Below are 23,144 nucleotides of genomic sequence, written 5' to 3'. Positions count from 1 at the left end.
GCCCGGGACTGGGCCAGGTGCTCGACCCGAATTACTACCTGCGCCGCACCCTACCCGCCCAGCCCGGACCGTTCTTCCAGCTGGACATCGACAGTTTCTGGACACCGGTCGCGTCCATCCCGGAATACAACCGCGATGCAGTCCGTGCAACGTTCCACAACCTCTACGAGCCGGCCCGGGCGGCGTATCGCGAGCTGCTCACCAGTCGCCTGCACGACGACCTGCTGCGCTGACGAGCTGCTTTCGCGAAAGCACCGCGCTGCTGTAGGTGACACCGGCGAGCCGTACTCGGTCATCCGGTCGTGGTGCGCACGCCATCGTGGGTCGGCGAAAACCGCTGTGTCAGGGACGAACTCGAATGCCAGTCGGCTGCCCGGGGCACTGAGTTCGGTGATCTTGTCGAACAGCACGTCCTGCGCATCGTCCGGCAGGCACACCACCAATCCCCCCGCGCTCCACGCCGATGGGGTCTACGGGTCGAATCCCGCGGCCTGCAGTGCGCCGCCCAATCGTCGCGCAGATCCACTGCGACCGTGCGTCGCTCGGCCGTCGGATCGGCGCCGAGATCACTCAAGGTCTGGGTCTTGAACTCGATCACGTCCGGCATGTCGATCTCGTAGAAGACGGTTCCCGCCGGCCACGGCAGCCGATACGCGAATCCAGGCCCTAAGCGAGGATGACCGCCTGGGCGATGCCGCTCCGGGTGGCGTCGAGAAAGTGCTGGTCGTAGAAACGGGTACGGGTGGCCATCCCTTCTGCCGTGCGCCGCGGGCCGAAATCTTCCGCTCACCGGGATTTCCCCGTTGACCATCCGGACGTACACGCCGATTCCGACCGCACGTACCAACGGCGCGGCGTAGGGGTCGTCGATCAGCTTCTTGTCGTTGGACAGCGCCCGGTGCGCGGCCACCATGGTGGCCGTCGCCCCCACGCTCGTCGCGAGATCCCAGCGATCACTTTCGGTGCGCGTCATGCCGCTCCCTATGTCGAAACCCTATAAATATAGATAAGCTAGTTATTACCACGGGCTCGGCTCTCGCGCCGTACGGAACTACCCTGCGAGCTATCTGACCCGTCTGCGTGCGCCGGAGAATCCGTGACCGACACGCCGAGAACCTCGCGATCCGCGAAGCGTGCATGAAGCTAGGAACCGAGCACCTGGTCGATGCCAGCATCTACGTGCTGGCCCACCCATGCCCGATGTGCCTGGGCTCGCTATACCACTGCTCGCCCAAAGAAGTCATCTTCTTGATCACCCGCGACTCCTACGAGGAGTACTACCTCGATGACCGGAAATACTTCGAGGTCTCAACGTTTTACGACAAGTTCGCAAAGAACTGGGACCAACGCCGGCTGCCGATGCGCTACGAGCCCTACGATACGGCCGCGGACGTCTACCGGTTCTGGAATGAATGCCACGGCGAGCGGCGTGCGTCGACGGTCATCCCACTGGCCTCCAGCGGAGCTCAGGAAACCTTGGGGCAGTAGTGCATCGGGTTGTCTCGCTCGTCCAGCGACGGCAGGTTGCGCGCCGGAGTATGAACGAGCGGAGCGTCGGCCGGGATGCGGCCGGAGGCCCGATCCAATCCCGCCCGCGCCCGCGGGTGCTTGCGGAATCGTGTTGGCACACAGGCGAACACGATGCGAATTAGGTCGCCGAGGAGCCGGTGCAGCCACTCGTCGCGGCGCGACCATCGGTAGCCCATCAACCGGCGCACCGGAGGATCGTAGAGACCGACGGTGAACCAGACGAAGAACGGTGCCAGCAGTTTGCGTTGCGCGGCCCACAGCATGTCCGGAAGCCATTGTGCAAAAGTAGGTTTGGGCAACTCGGTGAGGTCGAGTACCGCACGAGCTGCCCAATTGTCCTCTAACACGTTATTACACATGTGGTCCCAGTAGGCCTGAAACTCCTCCCATGACGCCGGCACCGGCCGCATGCTCATTCCGTACATTCGATACCACTGGACGTGTTCGTCGAATAACTGACGCTTCTGCGCTTCGCTCAGTCCTCCGCAAAATCGTTCTGCCACAATGATTGTCCCGACGAAAAAGGTGGCATGCGCCCAATAGAAAACGTCAGGGTTCAGCGCGTGATAGCGGCGTCCCTGCGCGTCGACACCCTTGATGTTCACGTGGTAATCGCGCACCTCGGCGCCGGTGATCGGCGCCCTGTCCCCATCGAAGACGACGCCGCCGATCGGATACAACGACCGCAGTAGCCGGGGCCAGCGCTCCCGAAAAAACGTCGAGTGATCGATGACCGCGGCACCGAGCTGGGGATGCATGTTTTGCATCGAGCCCGCCCACGGACCCTGCAACATGCCGCGCCAATCGCCGAAGTACCGCCACGTCAAAGACTCTGGACCCAGGGGCGTCGGCGGGGCCTGATACCCCTCCGCAGACACCGGGCAGCCGCCGGCGACGGCCTCGGAGGCGCCGGGTCCAATTGCCACCTTGTGGACCGTGGTCGTGTCCCTACCAGCTTCGGCGCTGGTCAGTGGGCAGGTTGCGGACGTATCTTGGGTCATTGTTGGGGTTCCTACGTTGTGTCCAAAATTCTGACTACGAGTGTTGTCATTTTAAGCTTAGGAGCGATGTGCAGACCAGTCAACGACGGGGCCGTTGGTCGGGCGTCCCCCTGGAAAGTCGCCACGCCCTCCGTCGCGACAACCTCATCGCCGCCGGCGTGCAACTGCTGGGCAGTGAGCGGGGGCCAGCGCTGACCGTCCGCGCGGTATGTCGCAAGGCGGCGCTGACCGAGCGATATTTTTACGAGAGCTTTTCCGACCGTGACGAATTCGTCCGCGCCGTATACGACGATGTCTGCGCGCGCGCTATGACGGCGCTCACATTCGCGGACACTCCGCGTGAAGCGGTCGAGCAATTCGTGGAATTGATGGTCGACGATCCAGTCCGCGGGCGGGTGTTGCTGCTGGCTCCCGCCGTCGAGCCGATCCTGACCCAATCGGGCGCCGAGTGGATGCCCAGTTTCATCGATCTGCTGCAACGCAAGTTGTCCAGCATCGGCGATCCCGTTCTGCAGAAGATGATCGCCACCAGCCTCGTCGGCGGCCTGACAAGCCTGTTCACCGCCTACCTGAACAGACAACTCGGAGCCACCCGCAAACAGTTCATCGACTACTGCGTGAACATGCTTTTCAACACCGCGGCCCCGTATGTTCCGCCGACGGAAGGGGTATCCGGATAGCGACGATTTCCGTCCGGGCGAGAGCAGTCGTTGGCATTAGCCAGCGGCTGTCCTGTGTAGGCCGAATCGTGATCGACGCGCCAGAGCGGAAACTTGATGCAACTGACCGACACAGATATATTGACTGCAACCATTAGACACAGATAACTGGGGGTGTCATGCGAGCCGAGTTTACGGACCTGCACCTTTTGCATGAGCTGGAGCCGGTCGTCGAGAAGTACCTGAACCGGCACCTCTCCATGCATAAGCCGTGGAACCCGCACGACTACATCCCGTGGTCGGACGGCAAGAACTTCTATGCGCTCGGCGGGCAGGACTGGGACCCCGAGCAGAGCAAGCTTTCCGATCTCGCCCAGGTCGCGATGGTGCAGAACCTGATGACCGAGGACAACCTGCCCTCATATCACCGCGAGATCTCGATGAACTTCGGCCTGGACGGCGCGTGGGGCACCTGGGTCAACCGGTGGACCGCCGAGGAAAACCGGCACGGCATCGCGCTGCGCGATTACCTGGTGGTGACCCGCGCGGTGGACCCGGTCGAATTGGAGAAGCTGCGCATCGAGGTCGTCAACCGCGGGTTCAGCCCGGGACAGAACCACCAGGTCCGGGACGACCTGTTCGCCGAGAGCCTGTTCGACTCGGTCATCTACGTGACGTTCCAGGAGCTGGCCACCCGGATCTCACACCGCAACACCGGCAGGGCCTGCAACGAGACGGTCGCCGACCAGTTGCTGGGCAAGATCTCGGCCGACGAGAACCTGCACATGATCTTCTATCGGGACGTCAGTGAGGCCGGGTTCGAGGTCGCGCCGAACCAGGCAATGGCGTCGCTGCACAAAGTGTTGCGCAACTTCCAGATGCCCGGCTTCCAGGTGCCCGAATTCCGGCGCAAGGCCGTCTTCATCGCCGTCGGCGGGGTGTACGACCCTCGCATCCACCTCGACGAGGTCGTGATGCCGGTGTTAAAGAAGTGGCGCATCTTCGAGCGGGAAAACTTCACTGGCGAGGCGGCCGCGATGCGCGACGACCTTGCGCTGCTGATCAAGGAGCTCGAGCAGGCCTGCGACAAGTTCGAGGTGTCCAAGCAGCGCCAGCTCGAGCGGGAAGCCCGCACCGGCAAGAAGGTCACCGCGTTCGAGCTGCACCAAACCGCTGGCAAGCTGGCCATGAGCCGCCGCTAGCCTGGCACCGGACACAGAATTGCAGATCGGTCCGATCACGCTCGCCAGCCCGGTGGTGCTGGCCCCGATGGCGGGTGTGACTAATGTCGCATTCCGGACGCTGTGCCGTAAGTTGGAGCAGGCCAAGGTCGGCACGGTCAGCGGGCTCTATGTCTGCGAGATGGTGACGGCGCGTGCGCTGGTGGAGCGCCACCCCGTCACCATGCACATGACGACGTTCGCGCCCGACGAATCGCCCCGCTCGCTACAGCTTTACACCGTCGACCCGGCCACGACGTACGCGGCGGCCAAGATGATCGCCAACGAAGATCTCGCCGACCACATCGACATGAACTTCGGCTGCCCGGTACCCAAGGTCACCAAGCGCGGCGGCGGTGCCGCGCTGCCTTACAAGCGGCGGCTGTTCGGCCAGATCGTGGCCGCCGCGGTCCGCGCGACCGAGGGCACCGACATCCCGGTGACCGTCAAGTTCCGCATCGGTATCGACGACGAGCACCCCACCCACCTCGACGCCGGCCGGATCGCCGAGGCGGAAGGCGCTGCGGCCGTGGCGCTGCACGCCCGGACGGCGGCCCAGCGCTACAGCGGCACCGCCGACTGGGAGCAGATCGCCCTGCTCAAGCAGCACGTGCAGACCATCCCAGTGCTCGGCAACGGCGACATCTACTACGCCAGCGACGCCCTGACGATGATGGCCAGTACCGGCTGCGACGGTGTCGTCATCGGCCGCGGATGCCTGGGCCGGCCCTGGCTGTTCGCCGAACTGTCGGCCGCGTTCACCGGCAGCCCCGCCCCGGCGCCACCGACGCTCGGCGAAGTCGCCGCGATCGTGCGCCGACACGGCGAGCTGCTCATCGCGCATTACGGCGAGGACAAGGGCATGCGCGACATCCGCAAACATGTCGCTTGGTACCTGCACGGCTTCCCGGTTGGATCCGACCTGCGCCGGGCGCTGGCGCTGGTCAAGACGGTCGACGAGCTCAACGGGCTGCTGGACCGGCTCGACGCCGCCGTCGCATTCCCGGAGGCGGCCAACGGGCCGCGCGGCCGGCAGGGATCCGCTGCCCGAGTCGCGCTGCCCGAAGGCTGGCTGGACGACCTCAACGACTGCATCGTCCCGGCGGGGGCAGACGTCATGCACTCCGGCGGCTGAATCCCGCTCGAAATAGCGCCCGGATGGATTAAGTAAGTACGATATGGACCTTGCTGGATTGCACTTGGGTGGCGGTCCGGTTCGTCGGTTACCCAGGGGCTACTGAAGACAGCGTGACCTGAGCAATAGCGAAGTTGCAGCGCTTTGGCGGGACACTGCGGTGATTTTTGACGCACGGACATCACTGACGGCGGCTCAAGGCTTCGGAGGCGAGTGAAGACATTAGTAACGGCGAGGTTAGACGCCACTCGGGCTATCGCCGCTCCCCCGACCGGCAATCGGCCGGCATCGTCGTTTTGGGGGCGGCGCCCTGGGAGCGGTTCTCTGCGCCGCCGCCCGACAACACCGTTCACCGCTGGCACTGCCCGCCCACGGCCGCGGCCGGCGTCGGCAACAGCGAAGACGGTACCCACAACGACACCCGGGACGACACCGTCAAGCCATCGGCGTCCAGCGGCAGCGACGCATCGGGCGGTCAGCGTGGCCGACCTGATCGCCAAAGTCGGTGCCGACACCGGCGGCCGCCGCCACCGCCGGGCAGCGTTCGACGACGAGCAATCCGTCGACGAGGAAGCCTTCGACGCCCAATCCTTCGATCGGGACGCGGACCTGTTCGTCGACATGCAGGACACCCAGGTCATCGATCCCCCGTCCTACTCGCACGCCGTCGTCGCCGAGATTCCGGAATTCGAGTCGCCGGATTCCGCGACCGCCGACGAGGCCAAGCCGGCTCCGGTCAGGCACAAACGGTTCCGCCGAGCGAAATCTCTCGATGCGCCGAAACCTAAGTCGCGCCGTCAGGGCATACTGCTGGCCGCGCGTTCGCTCGCCGCGCTGGTGGCGGTCCTGGCACTGGTCCTGACCGGCGGCGCCTGGCAGTGGAGTGCGTCGAAGAACCACCGGCTCAATATGATCAGCGCGCTCGATCCGCACTCCGACGACATCGTCGACCCGAGCAGCTAGTACGGAGACGAAGACTTCCTGATCGTCGGCATCGACTCCCGGTCGGGCGCCAACGCCGACATGGGCGCGGGCGACAGCGAAGACGCCGGGGGCGCCCGCTCCGACACCGTGATGCTGGTCAGCATCCCGGCGAACCGTAAACGGGTGGTGGCCGTCTCGTTTCCGTGGAACCTCGCGATCACCCCGATCCAGTGCGAAGCATGGAATCCCGACACCCAGAAGTACGGGCCGCTCTATGACGAGAAGTCAAAGACATGGGGCCCGAAGATGGTCTACACCGAGATCAAGCTGAATTCGGCCTTCTCCTTCGGCGACCCTAAATGCCTGGTGAAGGTCATCCAGAAGCTGTCCGGGTTTGAGCATCAACCGGGTTCATCGCGGTCGAATTCGCGGGCTTCGCGAAAATGGTCGAGGCCCTCGGCGGTGTCGAGGTGTGGAGCAAGACTCTCCTACACGACTACGGGCTCGGCACGGTGCTGGAGCATTCGGGACGCAGCTCATCGACGGTCTGACGGCGCTGAACTATGTGCGGTCACACCAGGTCACCACCGAGTTCAACGGTGACAACGAGCGCATCAAACGCCAGCAGCAGGCCGCCGCGACGGTGGCCTCCGCATTCGCCATTCAAAGGTCGCGCGAGTTTCCGGCTATGGGCAGGTCGTGCAGGTGGTACTGGAGCCCGACTTCAGGTCGGTCAACCCGCCCGCACCCAGCGGCTCGTCGCTCACCGTCCAGATTGACCACAGCCCGGGGCAGCGCACCCACCAAATTGCCGGACGACCTGACGGTGACGAACGCCGCCGATACCACCTGTGAATAACGGGATTTCGCCGCGCTAGACCACCGTTTTCGACGCCGGGAAAGTAGGCTTGGCGTCATGCGGACCGCCTACCACGAGCAACTCTCGGACTTATCCGAGCGGCTGGGCGAATTGTGCGGGCTGGCCGGGGTGGCCATGGAGCAGGCCACCCAGGCGCTGTTGCAGGCCGACCTCGTCCTGGCCGAACAGGTGATCTCCGGCCACGAAGAGATCGCGCGACTCAGTACGCGCGCCGAAGAAAGCGCTTTCGTATTGCTTGCATTGCAGGCGCCGGTGGCCGGTGATCTACGGTCGATCGTGAGCGCCATCCAGATGGTCGCCGACATCGATCGCATGGGTGCACTGGCCCTCCACGTTGCCAAGATCGCCCGCCGACGGCATCCACAGCACGCGTTGCCCGAGGAAGTCAACGGTTACTTCGCCGAAATGGGCAGGGTGGCAGTCGAATTGGGCGACAGTGCGCAAGAGGTCGTGCTGTCTCGAGACCCGGAGAAGGCCGCGCGGATACGCGAAAAAGACGACGCGATGGACGACCTGCACCGCCACCTGTTCTCGGTGCTGATGGACCGCGAGTGGCGGCACGGCGTCGCGGCCGCCGTCGACGTGACGTTGTTAGGGCGGTTCTACGAACGCTTCGCCGATCACGCGGTGGAGGTAGCCCGGCGCGTCATCTTCCAGGCGACCGGTCGATTGCCAGAGGACGAGACGACTCCTACGCCGTAGCCCTCAACCGAAGCGCCCGGAGATGTAGTCCTCGGTCGCCTTCTGGGACGGGTTGGAGAAGATCTTCTCGGTGTCGTCGATCTCGATGAGCCGACCGGGCTTTCCCACCGCCTCCAGATTGAAGAACGCGGTGTGATCGCTCACCCGGGCGGCCTGCTGCATATTGTACGTGACGATGACGATCGTGTAGTCTTGTTTCAGCTCGCTGATCAATTCCTCGATCGCCATCGTCGAAATCGGGTCCAGCGCCGAGCACGGCTCATCCATGAGCAGAACGTCGGGTTGCACGGCGATGGCCCGCGCGATGCACAGCCGTTGCTGCTGCCCTGCGGACAGTCCGCCACAGGGTTTGTTCAACCTGTCCTTGACCTCGTCCCACAGGTTGGCGCCGCGCAACGAGTGCTCGGCGACCTCGTCGAGCAGCTTGCGGTTGTGCACCCCTTGCAACTTCAGGCCGGCCACCACATTGTCGCGAATCGACATGGCGGGGAACGGGTTTGGCCTCTGGAACACCATACCGATCGTGCGGCGCACACCGACCGGGTCGATCCCGGACGCGTAGATGTTCTCGTCGTCGAGCAGCACAGTGCCCTCGACCCGGGCCCCGGGGATGACCTCGTGCATCCGGTTCAGGGTGCGTAGCACGGTCGTCTTACCGCAGCCTGACGCTCCGATGAACGCCGTGACACTGCGCGGCAAAATCGACAGCGTCACGTCCGCGACCGCCTGAAACGATCCGTAGTAAATGTTGACGTCTTTCAAGTCCAAGCGCTTGGCCACGCAGCACTCCTCCTTAGGACTTTTGGAGCGAACATCATTGACACAACCCTGGCTCCGATATTGATCACCGCGATCAGCAAGATCAGTGTCAACCCGGCGCCCCACAGCCGCTCCGTGGGTACTGGGTTGACGCCCGAACCGGCCGCCGTCTGATTGACCATCATGCTAGGCAGCGTCCCCATGAATCCCCGCAGTAGGTCGAAGTTCATGGCCTGCGAATAACCCACTAAAATCAGCAGCGGTGCCGTCTCTCCCATCACCCGGGCACCCGGGCCACCCCCAGCGTGATGACAGTGATGATGCCCGAGCTCCCCGTCGTAATCACCACTCTGACAACGGTTTTCCACTTCGGCGCCCCCCAGCGCATAGCTGGCCTCGCGGAGCTCTATCGGAACGATCCGCAGCATCTCCTCGGTCGTGCGCTCGATCACCGGGAGCATCAACAGCACCAACGCCAACGCCACCGCGAAGCCCGAACGCGGCAGGCAGAGCGTAGCCACACACAGCGCGTGATGAACAACGCCGCCACGATCGAGGGCACGCCAGACAGGATGTCCACCATGAAGGTCGCCACCCGGCCAGCCGGGTGCCGCCGCCATACGCGACCAGGTAGATGGCGAGCATGACACCGATCGGGATGGAAATCGCCGCAGCCACCAAGCCCTGCAACAAGGTGCCCACGATCGCGTTATATGCACCGCCGCCGGGCAGAAACGGCGTCGTCCCCGCCTGTGAATGCGTCCACTACGCCGACGACGCGACCGCGCGCCAACCCTTGGCGACCACCGCGTACAGAAGCCACAGCAACGGGGTCAGCGCGATCACCATCGACAACGAGACCAGCACTGCCGCAATGACGTTCGCGACCCGACGACGCCCGCCGAGGCGGGACAGTTTGCGCGCCTTGAGTGGACGGTCGAAGATCGAGGTCATCGCCTGCCCCTGACGGCGCCGGCGACCACCCCTCGTGCGAGGGCGTCGACCACGAAGGTCAACAGGAAAAGCACAACCCAGCGGCGGATGTACGAACCGGCCTTGTAGCGGTCGTTGAATTCCCATGCGGTCGCGGCGATCTTGGTCGCGAACGTCGAGCCGCCGTCGAACAGTGACCAGCCGCACGACCGTTGCGTGCCACGCAGAATGATCAGCAGCTCGACCGTTTCTCCCAGTGCGCGGCCCAGACCCAGCATCGCCCCGCTGACGTACCCCGAGCGCCCGAACGGCAACACAGTGGTCTTGACCACCTCCCATCGGATCGCGCCGAGCGCCAGCGCGGCCTCGATCTGGTCGACGGGTGTCTGCACGAAAACCTCACGGGTGACCGCGGTGATGATGGGCAAGATCATCACCGCTAAGACTAGCCCGCCGGTGAAGATGGTGCCGCCGCCCGCGGCCGACGCACTGCCGTTAGCAAATAGTGAAGCACCAGCCCAGTGAGTGATTCAGCCAAGTCGCAACCGGGCGGAGTTGCGGCGCGAGGACGTAAAGACCCCATACGCCATAGATGTATCGAGGGAACCGCAGCCAGCAGGTCGACCGTGTACGCGAGTGGCCCAGCAAGCCGTCGCGGTGCGTACTGTCTGAGGAAGATGGCGACTCCCAACGCGAACGGCATGGCCAGGACCAAAGCGAACAACGACACCAGCACCGTCACCTGCAGGAGGTCCATGATCCCGAAATGCATGGCCGAGGTGTCGCTGGTCACTCACTGCAGTCCGGTGGCCCCTTCGGCCGTCAGCTCGGCCTTGCCGTCACACGTAACGGTGCCGGGGTTGACAGTCGCCGCGCCGTGGTGATTGTTGTCGTCGCCGCAGGCTGTCAATCCTGAACACGTCATCGTCACCGCCAACCCCGCCGCCAGCGTGTTGGCCGCACTGTGAAGCCTCACCGATCTCGCTTTCTGATGCAGACCGTCGCATGCAACCGACGCTGGAAACTATGCGCCGACGCTGCTCGCACAAGAGTGCCTAATCGGTGAATCCGAGATGAATAATCCGAGATGAATAATGTGCTTGCACAGCACGTCTGCCTGCGTTTTCGTCAGCCCGGAGCGTACGCGGTGTCGACGCTGTAGGTGGTGAAGCCCTGTCGTTGATAGGTCCGCATCGCGGGCAGATTATCCGATTCGACATAGAGCAACACGGTGACTTCGTTTGCGACACCGCCGGAGTCCGGTGTCCCGAACAGTCGGCGAGCCAGCGACTCGATTCCGACTGCCGTCAACATCTGCCCCAACCCGCGTCCTTGCGCTGCGGGATCGACACTAAGGACGTACACCTCACCCAGTCCCGGTTGATCGAGGTGCAACTTGGTCCAGTGAAAGCCCAGCAGCCGTCCCGCGTCGCAGAACGCCAGGAACAATCCCGCCGGGTCGAACCATGGCTCGCTGCGCCGCTCCACCAGATCGGCCTCCGTCCAGCCTCCCTGCTCGGGATGATCGACGAAAGCGGCGTTGTTGACCCGCAACAGCTCGGCGTCATCGTCGATGCCCGCATAGGTACGCACCCGCACATCGGGCATGGGATCCACCGGCTTGGGCACTTCACGAAGCGTCCGCCGCATCTGGAGGAGTTCGCGCACCGGAACCAGACCCAGCGCCGACGCGGTCGCCTTGGCCGGGTCGAGCGTGCCGTGCGCCCAGAACCGATTGGTGCCACCGGTTTTTGCGATGGTTGCGTGCGCCATCGCCGCGCCGATGCCGCGCCGACGGGTCCGCGGATGTACCACCATCTCGGCCATCCCGGGGCTATCATCCCGCGGTGGACTGAGGTTGAGATAGCCCTCGATGGTGTCGTTCTCGGTGACCAGCAGATGGTGGGTGCGATCGTGGCCGAGTTCGCGCAGGACCTGTTCACCGACGGGTGCGATCCCATCGAATTCGGTTACCGCAGAGATCAATTCGCGGACACCGTGCTGTTCTTCCGGGGTCAGTGCGGAGCGCCAGTCGGGCCTCCAGTCCGACCACGTCACTGACTGTGCAACGGGTCGGCCAACGGGTCTTGCAATTCTTCTGCGTCGCCTTCGTCGTCGTCGACGTCGTCGGGCGCCGCGATCGGCGGTCGACCGCGCGCCGGCCGGACGGCCTTGTAGCCGACGTTGCGCACCGTGCCGATCAGGGCCTCGTACTCGGGTCCCAGCTTGGCCCGCAACCGCCGGACGTGGACGTCGACCGTGCGGGTGCCGCCGAAGAAGTCGTATCCCCACACCTCGTGCAGCAGCTGCGCGCGGGTGAAGACCCGGCCGGCGTGCTGGGCGAGGTACTTGAGCAGTTCAAACTCTTTGTGGGTGAGATCGAGCGGGCGGCCCCGCAGTCGGGTGGTGTAGGTGCCTTCGTCGATCACCAGCTCGCCCAGGCTGACCTTGCCCGCGCTCTCTTGGTCGGCCAGCCCGCCACGACGGCCCACCACCAGCCGAATCCGGGCGTCGACCTCCGCGGGCCCTGTGGCGGGCAGCAGGATCTCGTCCAAACCCCAGTCGGCACTGACGGCCACCAGGCCGCCTTCGGCCACGATTGCCACGACCGGAACCGACCGGCCCGCCGTGCTGAGCAGCCGGCAAAGCCCGCGCGCCGCCGACAGGTCGGTGCGCGCATCAACCAGCACCGCGTCCGCGGTGCCTGCCTCGAGTAATGACGATGGCTCGGGCGGCGCCGTCCGCACGGTGTGAGGGAGCAGTGACAACGATGGCAGGACCGGGTCCGGATGCAGCTCCGAGGTCAGTAGTAGTAGTAACTCCAAACAAGCCCCTCCAGCTCCGGGGGGAAAGGCATCTCCCATATTCGCAAGCCACACGGCGTTAGTGGCCAGGTCACCCTACGATAACGTGCCACTAGGCGTTTGTGCGTGTGGATGTTACGTACTGTGAGAGCCGCCACGAGGTGCGAGGGTCCGGGGATCCTCACCGCGAACTGCGTCACAATATGCGGGTGCGCAGGGTCCTGACCGGTGTGATCGCGGCGGTATCCGCCGTGGCGGCGCTCGTTTTCGGTGCTGTCGGCGTGGACTACGGAACCAGCATCTACGCCGAATACCAGCTCTCGCGCAGCGTGCGCAGCGCGGCAAACCTGGGCTCGGACCCGTTCGTGGCCATCCTGGCCTTCCCCTTCATCCCGCAGGCCTTGCGCCGTCATTACAACGAGCTGGAGATCAAGGCGAACGGCATCGACCACGCGGTGACCGGGAAGGCCACCCTCGAAGCGACCATGCACGCGATCGACCTGACGTATGCATCGTGGCTGATCAGGCCGCATGCGAAGCTGCCGGTGGGCAAGCTGGAGAGCCGCATCATCATCGACTCGACACATCTGGGCCGGTACCTGGGCATCAACGATTTGATGGTCGAGGCGCCGCCGGCCGAGACCAACGATGCCACCGGTGGCACCACCGAATCGGGGATCTCCGGCAGCCACGGGCTGGTTTTCAGTGGCACACCGAAATCCGTCGGGTTCGACCATCGGGTCAGCATCTCGATGGATCTCTCGATGGACCCCGTGGACCCGGCGACGCTGGTGTTCACCCCGACCGGCGTCCTCACCGGGCCGGACACCGCCAACCAGGTCGTGCCCGACAACCAGCGCGAAGCGGTGCTGCGGGCGTTCGCCACTCGGCTGCCGAATCAGCGCCTTCCGTTCGGCGTAGTGCCGCGCACGGTGGGTGCGCGCGGTTCCGACGTGATCATCGAGGGCGTCACCACGAGAGTAACCGTGACCCTTGATGGGTTCAAACAATCATGACGACTGTTGTCGTGGCTATCGTGGCTGCGCTTGCCCTGGCCGCTTTACTGGGCTGGTTGCTGACGCGTCGCGCCGGGAGCCTCACCGAGGTGCCGGCGGACTCGAGCCGGGCCGCCGCGGCCGACACCACTGACCTGGGGCTGTCCACCAGCGGACCGACCGTGGTGCATTTCAGCGCACCCTGGTGCGGACCCTGCGACCGGGTACGCCGGGTGGTCGACCAGGTGTGCGAAAACATGGGCGACGTAGCGCATGTCGAAGTCAATATCGACGCCAACCCCGCGGTCGCACACCAGTTTTCGGTACTGTCGCTGCCGACCACGCTCATCTTCGACGTCGACGGGCAGCAGCGTTACCGCTCGTCCGGTGTCCCGAAGGCCGCGGACCTGCGTTCCGCGCTCGAACCGCTGTTGGCTTGATCCCGATGTCATTAGGTAAGCTGACCGATGTGTCATCCCGCATGGAGCTCATGCTCACCAAGCGCTGCGCAGTCGATCTGTGCCGCGTTGCGGGTTGTTGTTGCTGTAGCTGCTGAGTAACTGTTGCTGTAGCTGCTGTGAGTAAGTTGCGTCGCCCGCGCCACACTCAGACCAGCCCGGAGCCCCCTGGTGTGTCTACACTTTTCCGTACAACAGGCAATGAGGAATCATTCGTGTTAAGCAATAACACCACCGCCACGCCGGACCGAGTGGACGTCCGCGGTCCCAGGTTCGCGGCGTGGGTCACCACCGTGGTCCTGGTCGCCACGCTGATCGTGTCGGCGTCGAGCTCGCTAGCCGGCGCCATCATTCTGGGGCTGCAGGTCGTGGTCTTCGCCATCGGCGCCGTCGGCGGCCCCCGCCGGCATCCGTATGGCCGCCGGCATCCGTATGGCCGGGTGTTCGCCACGCTGGTGGCGTCCCAGCTGGGTCCCGTCAAGGAGCGCGAGCCAGCACCGCCGCTGCAGTTCGCCCAGCTGGTGGGGTTGATCTTCGCGGTCGTCGGTGTGGCCGGGTTCGTCCTGGGCGCGCCCCTGTTGGGCGTCGTCGCCACGGCTTTCGCACTCGTGGCCGCGTTCTTGAATGCGGCCTTCGGCATCTGCCTCGGCGGTCAGCTGTACCCTCTCGTGGGTCGCCTACGACCGTCTGCCGGTCGCGCGTAATCCCCCGATCCACTACGTAGTGAAAGGACCCCTACCATGGCACGTTCCGACGTCCTGGTCTCCGCCGAGTGGGCTGAGAAAAATCTCGACGCCGCGAACGTCGTATTCGTTGAAGGTCGACGAGGACACCAATGCTTACGACGACGGTCACATCGCTGGAGCGATCAAGCTCGACTGGCGCACCGATCTGCAGGACGCGGTTAAGCGCACAAAGGAAACGATTGCCTACTGCCGAATTGGGGAACGTTCGTCGCACACCTGGTTCGTTCTTCAGGAATTGCTCGGGCACAAGAACGTCAAAAACTACGACGGCAGTTGGACGGAATACGGCTCCCGGGTGGGTGCCCCGATCGAGTTGGGAAGCTGATATGTGCTCTGCACCTAGGCAAGGACAGACGTTGCCCGCCAGTGTCGACCTCGAAAAAGAAACGGTCATCACCGGCCGCGTTGTGGACCGCGACGGCCAGGCCGTTGGCGGCGCGTTCGTTCGCCTGCTGGACTCGTCGGACGAGTTCACGGCGGAGGTGGTGTCCTCGGCGACCGGTGACTTCCGGTTCTTCGCGGCGCCGGGCGCGTGGACGCTGCGCGCGCTGTCCAAGGCCGGCAACGGCGACGCGGTCGTGACGCCGTCGGGCGCGGGGATCCACGAGGTCGACATCAAGATCGCCTGACCGGCGGCTGCGCGCGATGTGGTCCCCCGGCGGCGCGGTCCCCGGCAGCAGGCGAATAGACTGGCCCACGTGGTGCTGTTCTTCGAGATCTCACTGGTCGCGGCCGTTGTGGTCATCTCCTGGTTCGCGTTGTACACTCTCTACCGGCTCATCACCGACGAGTCGTGACTCCCGGCAAGGACCCTAAGGGACCGACCGGTTCCACGGGTTCCGCCGAGCGAGCTAAGGTGACCGCCGACCGCAATATCCCGGCCTTCGACGACCTGCCCGTCCCGGCCGATACGGCGAACCTGCGCAAGGGCGCCAACCTCAACGACGCCATGCTGCCGCTGGTCGGAGTCTGGCGCGGCGAGGGCGAAGGCCGCGGTCCCGACGGTGACTACCGGTTCGGTCAGCAGATCGTGGTCTCCCACGACGGTGGCGACTACCTGAATTGGGGAAGCCCGGTCCTGGCGGCTCGACGCCGGCAGGAGCCCGGCTTGCGCGAGACCGGCTACTGGCGGTTCGTCCGCGACCCCGACGACCCGAGCGAATCCCAGGCCATCGAGCTGTTGCTGGCGCATTTATCCGACTATATCGAGCTGTTCTACGGGCGACCGCGTAACCAGTCGTCGTACGAACTGGTGACCGATGCCTTGGCGCGGAGCCGGTCGGGTGTTCTGGTCGGCGGCGCCAAGCGGCTGTACGGCATCGTCGAGGGTCGCGACCTGGCCTACGTCGAGGAGCGGGTCGACGCCGGATCTCAACACCAGCATCAACGACGACTCGATCCAGGTCGTCGGCCGGTTGCAGTCCTAACTCGCTATTGCTCGACACCCAAGAGGGGCAGGTGCAAGACGCCTGGGAGCGCGCGGCACGGTTGATCCACGAACGTTACGTCTCAACGATCGACCCGGACGGTCCGCGCTCTCCGGCCGCGATGCCGTGGAGCGATCTCAACGAGTTCTAGCGCGGGTCCAACCGGCGGCAAGTCCGTAACGCGTTGTGGATGGTCGAGCTGATCGCCGGTCACACCTGGAACACGTGGGGCAGCCCACCCGCGCAGCTATCCAGCAGCGCGATGGCCGAATTGGCGCCCCTCGAGCAGCTCGACCGGATGGGCTTCGACCACGACTCGGCGCTGCGCATGGCCCGGGTCGAGCACGAGGACTGGTGCCGCTACTACCGCCACAACGGCTGGCGACGCGACTCCCCGCGCGACGACTCCCGCAAGATCCACAACAAACTGGTCGACTGGTCGGAGATGGAAAGTGACCCGGAGCTGCTGAACGCCGCGGTACGTAGCCTGGCGGGCACGCTGTGGAGCCTGCGTCGGCTGGGTTTCCGTTCCCGGTCGCTGTGGCAGTTCTTCACCCGGGTGGGGACCGTCACCGCCGAACAACGAAGCGCCCCATGGACATGGACGTCGACTCTGGGCACAAGATGCGTACCTCGAGCAACTGGCTGCAGTCCAAGCCGAGTCAGGCGGAGTTGCGTTACGCCAGGCCCAGGGCCGTCCGATCCTTCCCGTTAGGATCGGCAATGTCGACAGCATGCGCGTGAATCCCATTGCGGCATTACAGATCATCGACTACCGTGAACCGACCGTTGACGCCGGTATCCAGTTGGTCACCGCGGTGCACGGGCTGCGCAGCAAGCCGGTGCCGCTGCCCGAAGAACCGCCGGTGCCGTTCGGTTACATCACGCGGCTGGGGAACAACAAGACAAGACCAAGTCGGCGTCGCGCACCGCCAACGCGAATTCTGCTCCGATAGAAGAAAATTCGCCTCCGAGTGCGGGAAAGCTGGACACCCTGCTGATCAACGCGCAAGACGTCGGCAGCATTGTGGCCGACCCATCGCTGGTGCCGGGGTGAGAGAATCAACCAGCTGCGCAACCCCAGGTGGACGCTGTACGACCCCGAGTGTGCGCCGGCACCTACGAACCCGCCGTAGCGGCAGTATACCAGGGCGCGGCCGGGCTTCACCGCGGTGAGCGGTCTGATCGTGCACACGCCCGCCCAGGACCCGCCGAACCGGATCATCGAAACGGTGGCGCGGTTCTCCTCGCCCGACAGCGCCAGCGCTTTCGTGCAGGCGTCGGCGGGCAAATGGCGGGCCTGCGCCGGGAAATTGGTGACGGAGACCCTCAAGGGCCTCGACTTCGACTGGAACTTCGGGCCGGTCGAGGGGACCGTGCCAAGGATAGCGCAGCAACACACCCGAGGCGACAACGTCAAGACCTGCCACCACGTGCTGCACGCGCAAGGCGCTGACTTGATCGACGTGACGGTGTGCGGCCCGAACGCCGCGCCCGGCCAGGCGAGCAAGATCGCAGCACATCGCGGCGAAGACGGCCCAATAACGGCCCCAGACATGGAGCGACCCCCGAGCAAGGTCCCTGGTTGGACAGACCGGGATGCTCGGGGGCCGGGTAGCTACAGGGAATTCGCAAGCGCGTAATTTCGCCAGCTCTTCCGAGCCATGCAGCTAGCGTGTAGCCACCTCACATGTCCATGAAGCTATCAATTTCGCGGACCACCTCCTTACCTGTGTAGGGTCGACCGTACCCGCCGTTTTACGAGCCGACAACACAATTCGGCGTTCAGCGATCGCTGATGATCGCGGCATCTACCAGTTCGGCGAACTCGTCGGCCATCGGCGAGCGAAGCAGTCGGCGACCGTCGAGCGTGTGCACGCGGGCCGCCAAAGTCATGCTAGATACCAACCAAATCCCTTGAGCGGCATGCAAATCCGCGACACGCAACGCGCGGTAGTCACAGTCGTAGCCTTTGCTTCGCGCCACCTCAAACAACGCCTGCTGGGTGGTGCCGCGCAAAATCAGATACCGCGGTGGTGGTGTCAGTAGGCAGAGGTTGCCGTCGGCGCCCGTTTCGGCGATCACCACCGTCGAGCGCGGACCTTCGAGGATGTAGCCGTCCGTGCTGACGAAGATGACGTCACCGGCGCCTTGGTCGGCCGCGTGCCGCAACGCGGCCATGTTCACCGCGTAGGACAAGGTTTTCGCGCCAGCCAGTAGCCACGGCATCTCGTCGATCCCGGTCGCGGGCAACCCCCGGGCCAGGCTGAGGGCGGCAACGCCGTCGCGGCGCACCGCGGCGACCCGGTCGGGCACGTCGGTGATCATCACGTATGCCGTCGGCGCCGACCCGCTTTCGCGGCCGCGGCTATAGATCAACCGCAGCGCGCCTTCGCGCGCCGAACCGTTCCATTCCCGGATCGCGGTGTCGATGGCATGCCGCCACCGCGGCAGGTCCGGCTCCGGCAGGTTCATCAGCTTCGCCGACTGGGTCAGCCGCTGCAGGTGCGGCTCAACCAGGCAGGCGCGGCCGTCGCGCACCAGCAGTGTCTCGAAGGCGCCGTCGCCGCGCACCGCGGCGAGGTCGTCGGCGTACAGCAGCGGAGCACCGGGTGGGTGAACCGCGCCGTCCAGCGTGACGAGCACACCCGTCTGACCTGCCATGTCGACTGAGCCTAGCGGTCGTGTGCGGGTGCTGGCCGGGTGCCCGGATCGGTCGAGTTGACATCCGTAGAGTTGACGTTGTGCCTCCCGTTCCCGCACCCGAGTCCGGTCCCGACGCCAGCGCGATCTGGCATTACGGAGATCCGCTGGGTGAGCAGCGCGCTGCCGAGACGGATGCGGTGTTGGTGGACCGCGCGCACCGTGCGGTTCTCACCCTGACCGGTGCGGACCGGCAGAGCTGGCTGCACAGCATCTCGACCCAGCACGTCAGCGCGCTTCCCGACGGGACCAGCACACAAAACCTCAGTCTGGACGGGCAGGGTCGTGTCGAAGACCACTGGTTGCAGACCGAGCTGGGCGGAACGACCTACCTCGACACCGAACCCTGGCGGGGCGAACCGCTGCTGGCCTATCTGACCAAGATGGTGTTCTGGTCCGATGTCCAGCCCGCCGCCGCGGACCTGGCGGTGCTTTCCCTGATCGGTCCGCTGCTGGCCAACCACGCGGTGCTTGATGCGCTCGGCCTGGACGCTCTGCCCGGGGAGATGGTCGCGGTCCCGCTGACCGGCGGCGGCTTCGTCCGGCGGATGCCCACCTCACCTGCCGGGCAGCCGGAGCTCGACCTGGTGGTACCGCGCGGCGATTCCGCAGACTGGCGGAGCCGTCTGGACTCGGCGGGCGTGCGGACGGCCGGAGTGTGGGCCTACGAGGCACACCGGGTGGCCGCGTTGCGTCCGCGTCTGGGCGTCGACACCGATGAACGCATGATTCCGCACGAGGTGCGCTGGATCGGGGGTCCCGGCGTCGGTGCCGTCCACTTGGACAAGGGTTGCTATCGCGGCCAAGAAACCGTCGCACGCGTGCACAACATGGGCAAAGCTCCCCGAATGCTGGTACTGCTGCACCTCGACGGCTCGGTGGAGCGCCCGTCGACCGGCGACCCGGTGCTCGCGGGCGGCCGCGCCGTCGGGCGGCTGGGAACGGTCGTCGACCACGTGGATCTGGGCCCGATCGCGCTGGCACTCGTCAAGCGCGGGCTGCCCGCCGACACCGAGCTCGCCACCGGTCTGGGCGGGGCCGTCGCGGCGGTCATCGACGCCGATTCGCTGCCTCCCGCCGAGCAGACCGGGGCGGGGCGGCTGGCCGTTGAACGCTTGCGGGGCGGTGCGGGATAATTTCCGACGAACTCCAACACGGCGGGCAGGGGGCACCGACGGCCCATCCCCGAGGCACGGTAAACTCTTGGCAGGACAATAACGACACCAGAGATCGGAGCCGCCTACTTGTTAGGCCGCTTCGTTATTGCGCGAGGGGGTCTCCCCATGGGCCGCGGCCGGGCGAAGGCAAAGCAGACCAAGGTTGCTCGAGAACTCAAATACAGCTCCCCGCAGACCGATTTCGATCGGCTTCAGCGCGAGCTGTCGGGGACCGGTGCGAGCGAACCCGGCGACCTAGAAAGCGACGACGAATCCTGGGATCGCGACGACGACTGGCGCCGCTAGAACTTACTCTGTGCCGATGCCGCGGTCATCGGCACAGTGTTAGTCCCAGTTAGGCGCAGATTTCTAAAATCTCGGGTGTTGCCCCACGAGCTTTGCGCGGGGTCCCTCTTTTCCGCCTTTGCAGACGGTGCCCAACACCCAGCAGTTCAGATGCCGTGCGGTCAAGATGGCCAGCGCGCGATCGGTGTCCTCGGGGGCGACGACGGCGATCATGCCGACGCCCATGTTGAAGGTCTTCTCCATCTCCTCGCGGGTGACCCGGCCGCGCTGGGCGATCATCGCGAACACCGGGGCGGGTGTCCAGGTGCCCCGGTCGACCTCGGCGACCAGCCCGTGTGGGATGACACGTTCCAGGTTGCTTGCCAGCCCGCCGCCGGTCACGTGGCAGAATGTACGGACGTGGGTTTCGGCCCTCAGCGCCAGGCAGTCCTTGGCGTAGATCCGGGTCGGTTCGAGCAACTCCTCGCCCAGGGTGCGGCCGAACTCCTCCACGTAGCCGGCGAGGTTCATCCGGTCGATCTCGAGCAGTACGCTGCGTGCCAGCGAGTATCCGTTGGAATGCAGACCCGAGGATCCCATCGCGATGATCACGTCGCCCGGCTTGACCCGGTCGGGTCCCAGCACGTCGTCGGCCTCGACGACGCCTACGCCGGTCGCGGAGATGTCGTAGTGATCCGGTTCCATCAGCCCGGGATGCTCGGCGGTCTCACCGCCCAGCAACGCGCAGCCCGCCAGCACGCACCCCTCGGCGATACCGTTGACGATCGCCGCCACCCGTTCAGGCACCGTGCGGCCGACGGCGATGTAGTCCTGCAGGAAGAGCGGTTCGGCGCCGCAGACCACCAGGTCATCGACCACCATGGCGACCAGGTCGAGGCCGACGGTGTCGTGCTTGTCCATCGCCTGGGCCACCGCAAGCTTGGTGCCGACACCGTCGCTGGAGGCCGCCAGCACCGGTTCGCGATAGTCACCACGCAACGCGAACAACCCGGCGAACCCGCCCAGCCCGCCGCGCACCTCAGGTCGGGTGGCTTTTGCCGCCAGTGGCTTGAACAGATCGACTGCGCGCTCGCCGGCCTCAACATCCACCCCGGCCGACGCGTAGGTAATGCCCTGGCTGCCCGGTTCTGCGCCGGGGCTTTTTCCGGGATCGGTCATCGCGATAAAGGCTACAGGTAGGCGCTTCGCGCCGGGATCAAACCTGTTTGACCTACCCGCGCGAAGCTCGGTCAGTGGTTAACTGGAACTTTGTCGAGCCACGAGTTCGCCAAGCTCCGCGCCGCGGGCCGCGTTGGCCAGCATGTGCTCGATGACGTTCTTGCCCAGTGCCGTCTCGCTGGGCAGTTCGATCGGATACTTGCCGTCGAAGCATGCGGTGCACAGCCGCGAGGCGGGCTGCTCGGTCGCGGCGACCATGCCGCGCAGCGAGATGTAGCCCAGTGAGTCGGCGCCGATGGCATGCCTGACCGCTTCGAGCATCTCGTCCTCGTCCTCAACGGCGTTGGCGATCAGCTCGGCCGGCGACGGAAAGTCGATGCCGTAGAAGCAAGGCCACTTCACCGGGGGTGAGGCTATACGCACATGGACCTCGACGGCGCAGGCCTCGCGCAGCATCCGCAGCAATGCACGCTGGGTATTGCCGCGCACGATCGAGTCGTCGACGACGATGAGCCGCTTGCCGCGGATCACCTCTTTGAGCGGATTGAGCTTCAACCGGATACCCAGCTGGCGGATCGTCTGCGACGGCTGGATGAAGGTCCGGCCGACGTAGGCGTTCTTCATCAGGCCCTGGCCATAGAGGATGCCGGACTCCTGCGCGTATCCGACCGCCGCCGGGGTGCCCGATTCGGGCACGCCGATCACCAGGTCGGCCTCCACCGGAGCTTCGCGCGCCAACCGGCGGCCGATCTCCACCCGCGCGCCGTGCACGGAGCGCCCACCGATGGTGCTGTCCGGCCGGGCCAGGTAGACGTACTCGAAGACGCAGCCCTTGGGGGTGGGGTTGGCGAACCGGGTGGAGCGCACGCCGTCGGCGTCGATCGCCAGCAGTTCGCCGGGTTCGATGTCGCGGACGAACGAGGCGCCGACGATGTCGAGCGCCGCGGTTTCGGAGGCCACCACCCAACCGCGGTCCAGGCGCCCAAGCGAAAGTGGCCGCACCCCATAGGGATCGCGGCAGGCATACAGCGTGGTCTCGTCCATGAACGTCAGGCAGAGGGCGCCGCGCACAGTCGGCAGCAGCTCCAGGGCGGCCTGTTCCAGCGTAGTGTCGGCCGCGCCGTGCGCGAGCAACGCGCCCAAAATGTCGGAGTCGGTCGTCGCCGGGGCGGGGGCGCGGTTGGCGATGAGTCCCGCGTCGCGGGCCCGTGCGGCCAGCTCGGCGGTGTTCACCAGGTTGCCGTTGTGGCCCAACGCGACGCCGGTACCGGCCGCCGTGTTACGGAACACGGGCTGGGTGTTTTCCCAGGTGGTGTCGCCGGTGGTGGAGTAGCGGCAATGCCCGATGGCGACATGGCCCGGCATGGCCGCCAGTGTCTGCTCGTCGAACACCTGACTGACCAGGCCGAGGTCCTTGAAGACCAGCACCTGGGATCCGTCCGCCACAGCGATACCGGCGGCTTCCTGACCGCGATGCTGCAGAGCGTAGAGACCGTAGTACGTGAGTTTGGCGACTTCCTCGCCGGGCGCCCAGACGCCGAATACGCCACACTCTTCGCGGGGTGAGTTCAGGTCCTGCTCAGGTGCGTCTGATCCGGCGACGGTCACGGTGGGCGGCTCCCTAGAGAGTGGTGACGTATCCGGAGT

General features: G+C 65.3%; 22 protein-coding genes and 8 pseudogenes. 19 read left to right on the top strand and 11 right to left on the bottom strand.

Annotation, left to right across the window (positions count from 1 at the left end; genetic code table 11):
• The coding region (locus tag FQ389_RS04320) for a TIGR04255 family protein (protein WP_144206152.1) at positions 1-233 on the top strand (233 nt) is incomplete at its 5' end.
• Between the two features lie 59 nt (positions 234-292).
• Here FQ389_RS04320 and FQ389_RS04315 read toward each other — a convergent pair.
• Positions 293-973, bottom strand: a complete 681-nt coding sequence (locus tag FQ389_RS04315) for a class I SAM-dependent methyltransferase (RefSeq protein ID WP_456085314.1) — start codon at positions 971-973, stop codon at positions 293-295.
• 131 nt (positions 974-1,104) lie between these two features.
• On the opposite strand from FQ389_RS04315, the pseudogene FQ389_RS04310 reads away from it, so the two are divergent.
• A pseudogene (locus FQ389_RS04310) lies at positions 1,105-1,488 on the top strand (deaminase); the annotation flags it as partial.
• Here the strand turns inward: FQ389_RS04310 and FQ389_RS04305 are convergent.
• Positions 1,467-2,531 carry an oxygenase MpaB family protein gene (locus tag FQ389_RS04305; protein ID WP_144206150.1) on the bottom strand — a complete coding sequence of 355 codons (1,065 nt, stop codon included), beginning with the start codon at positions 2,529-2,531 and terminating at the stop codon, positions 1,467-1,469. The pseudogene FQ389_RS04310 and the gene FQ389_RS04305 overlap by 22 nt on opposite strands.
• Positions 2,532-2,599: 68 nt before the next feature.
• On the opposite strand from FQ389_RS04305, the gene FQ389_RS04300 reads away from it, so the two are divergent.
• The 5 genes and pseudogenes from FQ389_RS04300 (at position 2,600) to phoU (ending at position 8,051) form a co-directional block, all read left to right on the top strand.
• Complete coding sequence (locus tag FQ389_RS04300; RefSeq protein ID WP_144206149.1) at positions 2,600-3,211, top strand: TetR/AcrR family transcriptional regulator; 612 nt, start codon at positions 2,600-2,602, stop codon at positions 3,209-3,211.
• A 158-nt stretch (positions 3,212-3,369) separates the two neighbouring features.
• Entirely contained in the window at positions 3,370-4,392 is a 1,023-nt protein-coding gene (locus FQ389_RS04295) for an acyl-ACP desaturase (RefSeq protein ID WP_144206148.1), read from the top strand.
• Between the two features lie 19 nt (positions 4,393-4,411).
• The gene (dusB, locus tag FQ389_RS04290) at positions 4,412-5,545 is read left to right on the top strand and encodes a tRNA dihydrouridine synthase DusB (protein ID WP_144206147.1); all 1,134 of its coding nucleotides are present in this window, start codon (positions 4,412-4,414) and stop codon (positions 5,543-5,545) included.
• A 735-nt stretch (positions 5,546-6,280) separates the two neighbouring features.
• Positions 6,281-7,097: pseudogene (locus FQ389_RS23055) on the top strand (LCP family glycopolymer transferase); the annotation flags it as partial.
• A 288-nt stretch (positions 7,098-7,385) separates the two neighbouring features.
• A complete protein-coding gene (phoU, locus tag FQ389_RS04280; RefSeq protein WP_144206146.1) occupies positions 7,386-8,051 on the top strand; it encodes a phosphate signaling complex protein PhoU in 666 nt (221 codons plus the stop codon).
• Positions 8,052-8,054: 3 nt separating this feature from the next.
• On the opposite strand, the gene pstB is transcribed toward phoU, so the two are convergent.
• The 6 genes and pseudogenes from pstB to FQ389_RS04250 form a co-directional block, all read right to left on the bottom strand.
• Positions 8,055-8,831 (bottom strand): phosphate ABC transporter ATP-binding protein PstB, encoded by a 777-nt coding sequence (pstB, locus tag FQ389_RS04275; protein ID WP_144206145.1) that lies wholly within the window; start codon positions 8,829-8,831, stop codon positions 8,055-8,057.
• A pseudogene (gene pstA, locus FQ389_RS04270) lies at positions 8,810-9,764 on the bottom strand (phosphate ABC transporter permease PstA). Before pstA ends, pstB begins: the two are co-directional and overlap by 22 nt.
• A pseudogene (gene pstC, locus FQ389_RS04265) lies at positions 9,761-10,536 on the bottom strand (phosphate ABC transporter permease subunit PstC); the annotation flags it as partial. The pseudogenes pstA and pstC, both read right to left, overlap by 4 nt.
• Positions 10,537-10,719, bottom strand: a complete 183-nt coding sequence (locus FQ389_RS04260) for a hypothetical protein (RefSeq protein ID WP_144206144.1) — start codon at positions 10,717-10,719, stop codon at positions 10,537-10,539.
• Between the two features lie 152 nt (positions 10,720-10,871).
• Entirely contained in the window at positions 10,872-11,801 is a 930-nt protein-coding gene (gene mshD, locus FQ389_RS04255; protein ID WP_144206143.1) for a mycothiol synthase, read from the bottom strand.
• Positions 11,798-12,607 carry a winged helix-turn-helix transcriptional regulator gene (locus tag FQ389_RS04250; protein ID WP_144206142.1) on the bottom strand — a complete coding sequence of 270 codons (810 nt, stop codon included), beginning with the start codon at positions 12,605-12,607 and terminating at the stop codon, positions 11,798-11,800. Before FQ389_RS04250 ends, mshD begins: the two co-directional genes overlap by 4 nt.
• A gap of 143 nt (positions 12,608-12,750) precedes the next feature.
• Between FQ389_RS04250 and lmeA the strand changes: the two genes are divergently transcribed.
• The 10 genes and pseudogenes from lmeA to FQ389_RS04205 form a co-directional block, all read left to right on the top strand.
• Positions 12,751-13,563, top strand: a complete 813-nt coding sequence (lmeA, locus tag FQ389_RS04245) for a mannan chain length control protein LmeA (RefSeq protein WP_144206157.1) — start codon at positions 12,751-12,753, stop codon at positions 13,561-13,563.
• Positions 13,560-13,982 carry a thioredoxin family protein gene (locus FQ389_RS04240; protein ID WP_144206141.1) on the top strand — a complete coding sequence of 141 codons (423 nt, stop codon included), beginning with the start codon at positions 13,560-13,562 and terminating at the stop codon, positions 13,980-13,982. Before lmeA ends, FQ389_RS04240 begins: the two co-directional genes overlap by 4 nt.
• 5 nt (positions 13,983-13,987) lie before the next feature.
• Positions 13,988-14,098, top strand: coding sequence for an Ms5788A family Cys-rich leader peptide (locus tag FQ389_RS22080; RefSeq protein WP_407662756.1), 111 nt, complete (start codon positions 13,988-13,990; stop codon positions 14,096-14,098).
• 117 nt (positions 14,099-14,215) lie between these two features.
• Positions 14,216-14,704, top strand: a complete 489-nt coding sequence (locus FQ389_RS04235) for a DUF4395 domain-containing protein (RefSeq protein ID WP_144206140.1) — start codon at positions 14,216-14,218, stop codon at positions 14,702-14,704.
• Positions 14,705-14,849: 145 nt separating this feature from the next.
• Positions 14,850-15,071 (top strand): annotated as a pseudogene (locus FQ389_RS04230) (sulfurtransferase); the annotation flags it as partial.
• Between the two features lies 1 nt (position 15,072).
• Positions 15,073-15,375 (top strand): DUF1416 domain-containing protein, encoded by a 303-nt coding sequence (locus FQ389_RS04225; RefSeq protein WP_144206139.1) that lies wholly within the window; start codon positions 15,073-15,075, stop codon positions 15,373-15,375.
• A 164-nt stretch (positions 15,376-15,539) separates the two neighbouring features.
• Positions 15,540-16,112: pseudogene (locus FQ389_RS04220) on the top strand (FABP family protein); the annotation flags it as partial.
• 251 nt (positions 16,113-16,363) lie between these two features.
• Positions 16,364-16,888, top strand: a complete 525-nt coding sequence (locus FQ389_RS04215) for a hypothetical protein (RefSeq protein ID WP_144206137.1) — start codon at positions 16,364-16,366, stop codon at positions 16,886-16,888.
• Positions 16,889-16,913: 25 nt separating this feature from the next.
• Positions 16,914-17,129, top strand: a complete 216-nt coding sequence (locus FQ389_RS04210) for a hypothetical protein (RefSeq protein WP_144206136.1) — start codon at positions 16,914-16,916, stop codon at positions 17,127-17,129.
• 210 nt (positions 17,130-17,339) lie between these two features.
• Positions 17,340-17,816: pseudogene (locus tag FQ389_RS04205) on the top strand (sensor domain-containing protein); the annotation flags it as partial.
• Positions 17,817-17,958: 142 nt separating this feature from the next.
• Here the strand turns inward: FQ389_RS04205 and FQ389_RS04200 are convergent.
• Positions 17,959-18,819: an aminodeoxychorismate lyase gene (locus FQ389_RS04200; RefSeq protein ID WP_144206156.1), complete on the bottom strand. Its 861-nt coding sequence runs from the start codon at positions 18,817-18,819 to the stop codon at positions 17,959-17,961.
• Between the two features lie 98 nt (positions 18,820-18,917).
• On the opposite strand from FQ389_RS04200, the gene ygfZ reads away from it, so the two are divergent.
• Both ygfZ and FQ389_RS04190 read left to right on the top strand, forming a co-directional pair.
• Positions 18,918-20,012, top strand: coding sequence for a CAF17-like 4Fe-4S cluster assembly/insertion protein YgfZ (gene ygfZ / locus FQ389_RS04195; RefSeq protein ID WP_144206134.1), 1,095 nt, complete (start codon positions 18,918-18,920; stop codon positions 20,010-20,012).
• Between the two features lie 147 nt (positions 20,013-20,159).
• A complete protein-coding gene (locus tag FQ389_RS04190) occupies positions 20,160-20,339 on the top strand; it encodes a DUF3073 domain-containing protein (RefSeq protein WP_144206133.1) in 180 nt (59 codons plus the stop codon).
• Between the two features lie 63 nt (positions 20,340-20,402).
• Here FQ389_RS04190 and purM read toward each other — a convergent pair whose 3' ends face one another.
• The gene (gene purM, locus FQ389_RS04185; protein ID WP_144206132.1) at positions 20,403-21,497 is read right to left on the bottom strand and encodes a phosphoribosylformylglycinamidine cyclo-ligase; all 1,095 of its coding nucleotides are present in this window, start codon (positions 21,495-21,497) and stop codon (positions 20,403-20,405) included.
• A gap of 71 nt (positions 21,498-21,568) precedes the next feature.
• Positions 21,569-23,105: pseudogene (gene purF / locus FQ389_RS04180) on the bottom strand (amidophosphoribosyltransferase).
• Positions 23,106-23,144: the final 39 nt, after the last annotated feature.

This window comes from Mycobacterium tilburgii (genome assembly GCF_902168065.1).
In the GTDB taxonomy this organism is placed as follows: domain Bacteria; phylum Actinomycetota; class Actinomycetes; order Mycobacteriales; family Mycobacteriaceae; genus Mycobacterium; species Mycobacterium tilburgii.
Note: the sequence above shows the minus strand (reverse complement) of the source record. Positions and strands in the feature narration are given on the sequence as shown.

Bases quoted from the DNA above. Each gene is read 5' to 3' on its own strand.
- FQ389_RS04225 (WP_144206139.1), top strand. From the start codon at position 15,073: ATGTGCTCTGCACCTAGGCAAGGACAGACGTTGCCCGCCAGTGTCGAC.
- lmeA (WP_144206157.1), top strand. From the start codon at position 12,751: ATGCGGGTGCGCAGGGTCCTGACCGGTGTGATCGCGGCGGTATCCGCC.
- FQ389_RS04295 (WP_144206148.1), top strand. From the start codon at position 3,370: ATGCGAGCCGAGTTTACGGACCTGCACCTTTTGCATGAGCTGGAGCCG.
- FQ389_RS04305 (WP_144206150.1), bottom strand. From the start codon at position 2,531: ATGACCCAAGATACGTCCGCAACCTGCCCACTGACCAGCGCCGAAGCT.
- FQ389_RS04215 (WP_144206137.1), top strand. From the start codon at position 16,364: ATGGTCGAGCTGATCGCCGGTCACACCTGGAACACGTGGGGCAGCCCA.
- FQ389_RS04240 (WP_144206141.1), top strand. From the start codon at position 13,560: ATGACGACTGTTGTCGTGGCTATCGTGGCTGCGCTTGCCCTGGCCGCT.
- FQ389_RS04315 (WP_456085314.1), bottom strand. From the start codon at position 973: ATGACGCGCACCGAAAGTGATCGCTGGGATCTCGCGACGAGCGTGGGG.
- purM (WP_144206132.1), bottom strand. From the start codon at position 21,497: ATGACCGATCCCGGAAAAAGCCCCGGCGCAGAACCGGGCAGCCAGGGC.
- phoU (WP_144206146.1), top strand. From the start codon at position 7,386: ATGCGGACCGCCTACCACGAGCAACTCTCGGACTTATCCGAGCGGCTG.
- FQ389_RS04250 (WP_144206142.1), bottom strand. From the start codon at position 12,607: ATGGGAGATGCCTTTCCCCCCGGAGCTGGAGGGGCTTGTTTGGAGTTA.
- FQ389_RS22080 (WP_407662756.1), top strand. From the start codon at position 13,988: ATGTCATTAGGTAAGCTGACCGATGTGTCATCCCGCATGGAGCTCATG.
- FQ389_RS04190 (WP_144206133.1), top strand. From the start codon at position 20,160: ATGGGCCGCGGCCGGGCGAAGGCAAAGCAGACCAAGGTTGCTCGAGAA.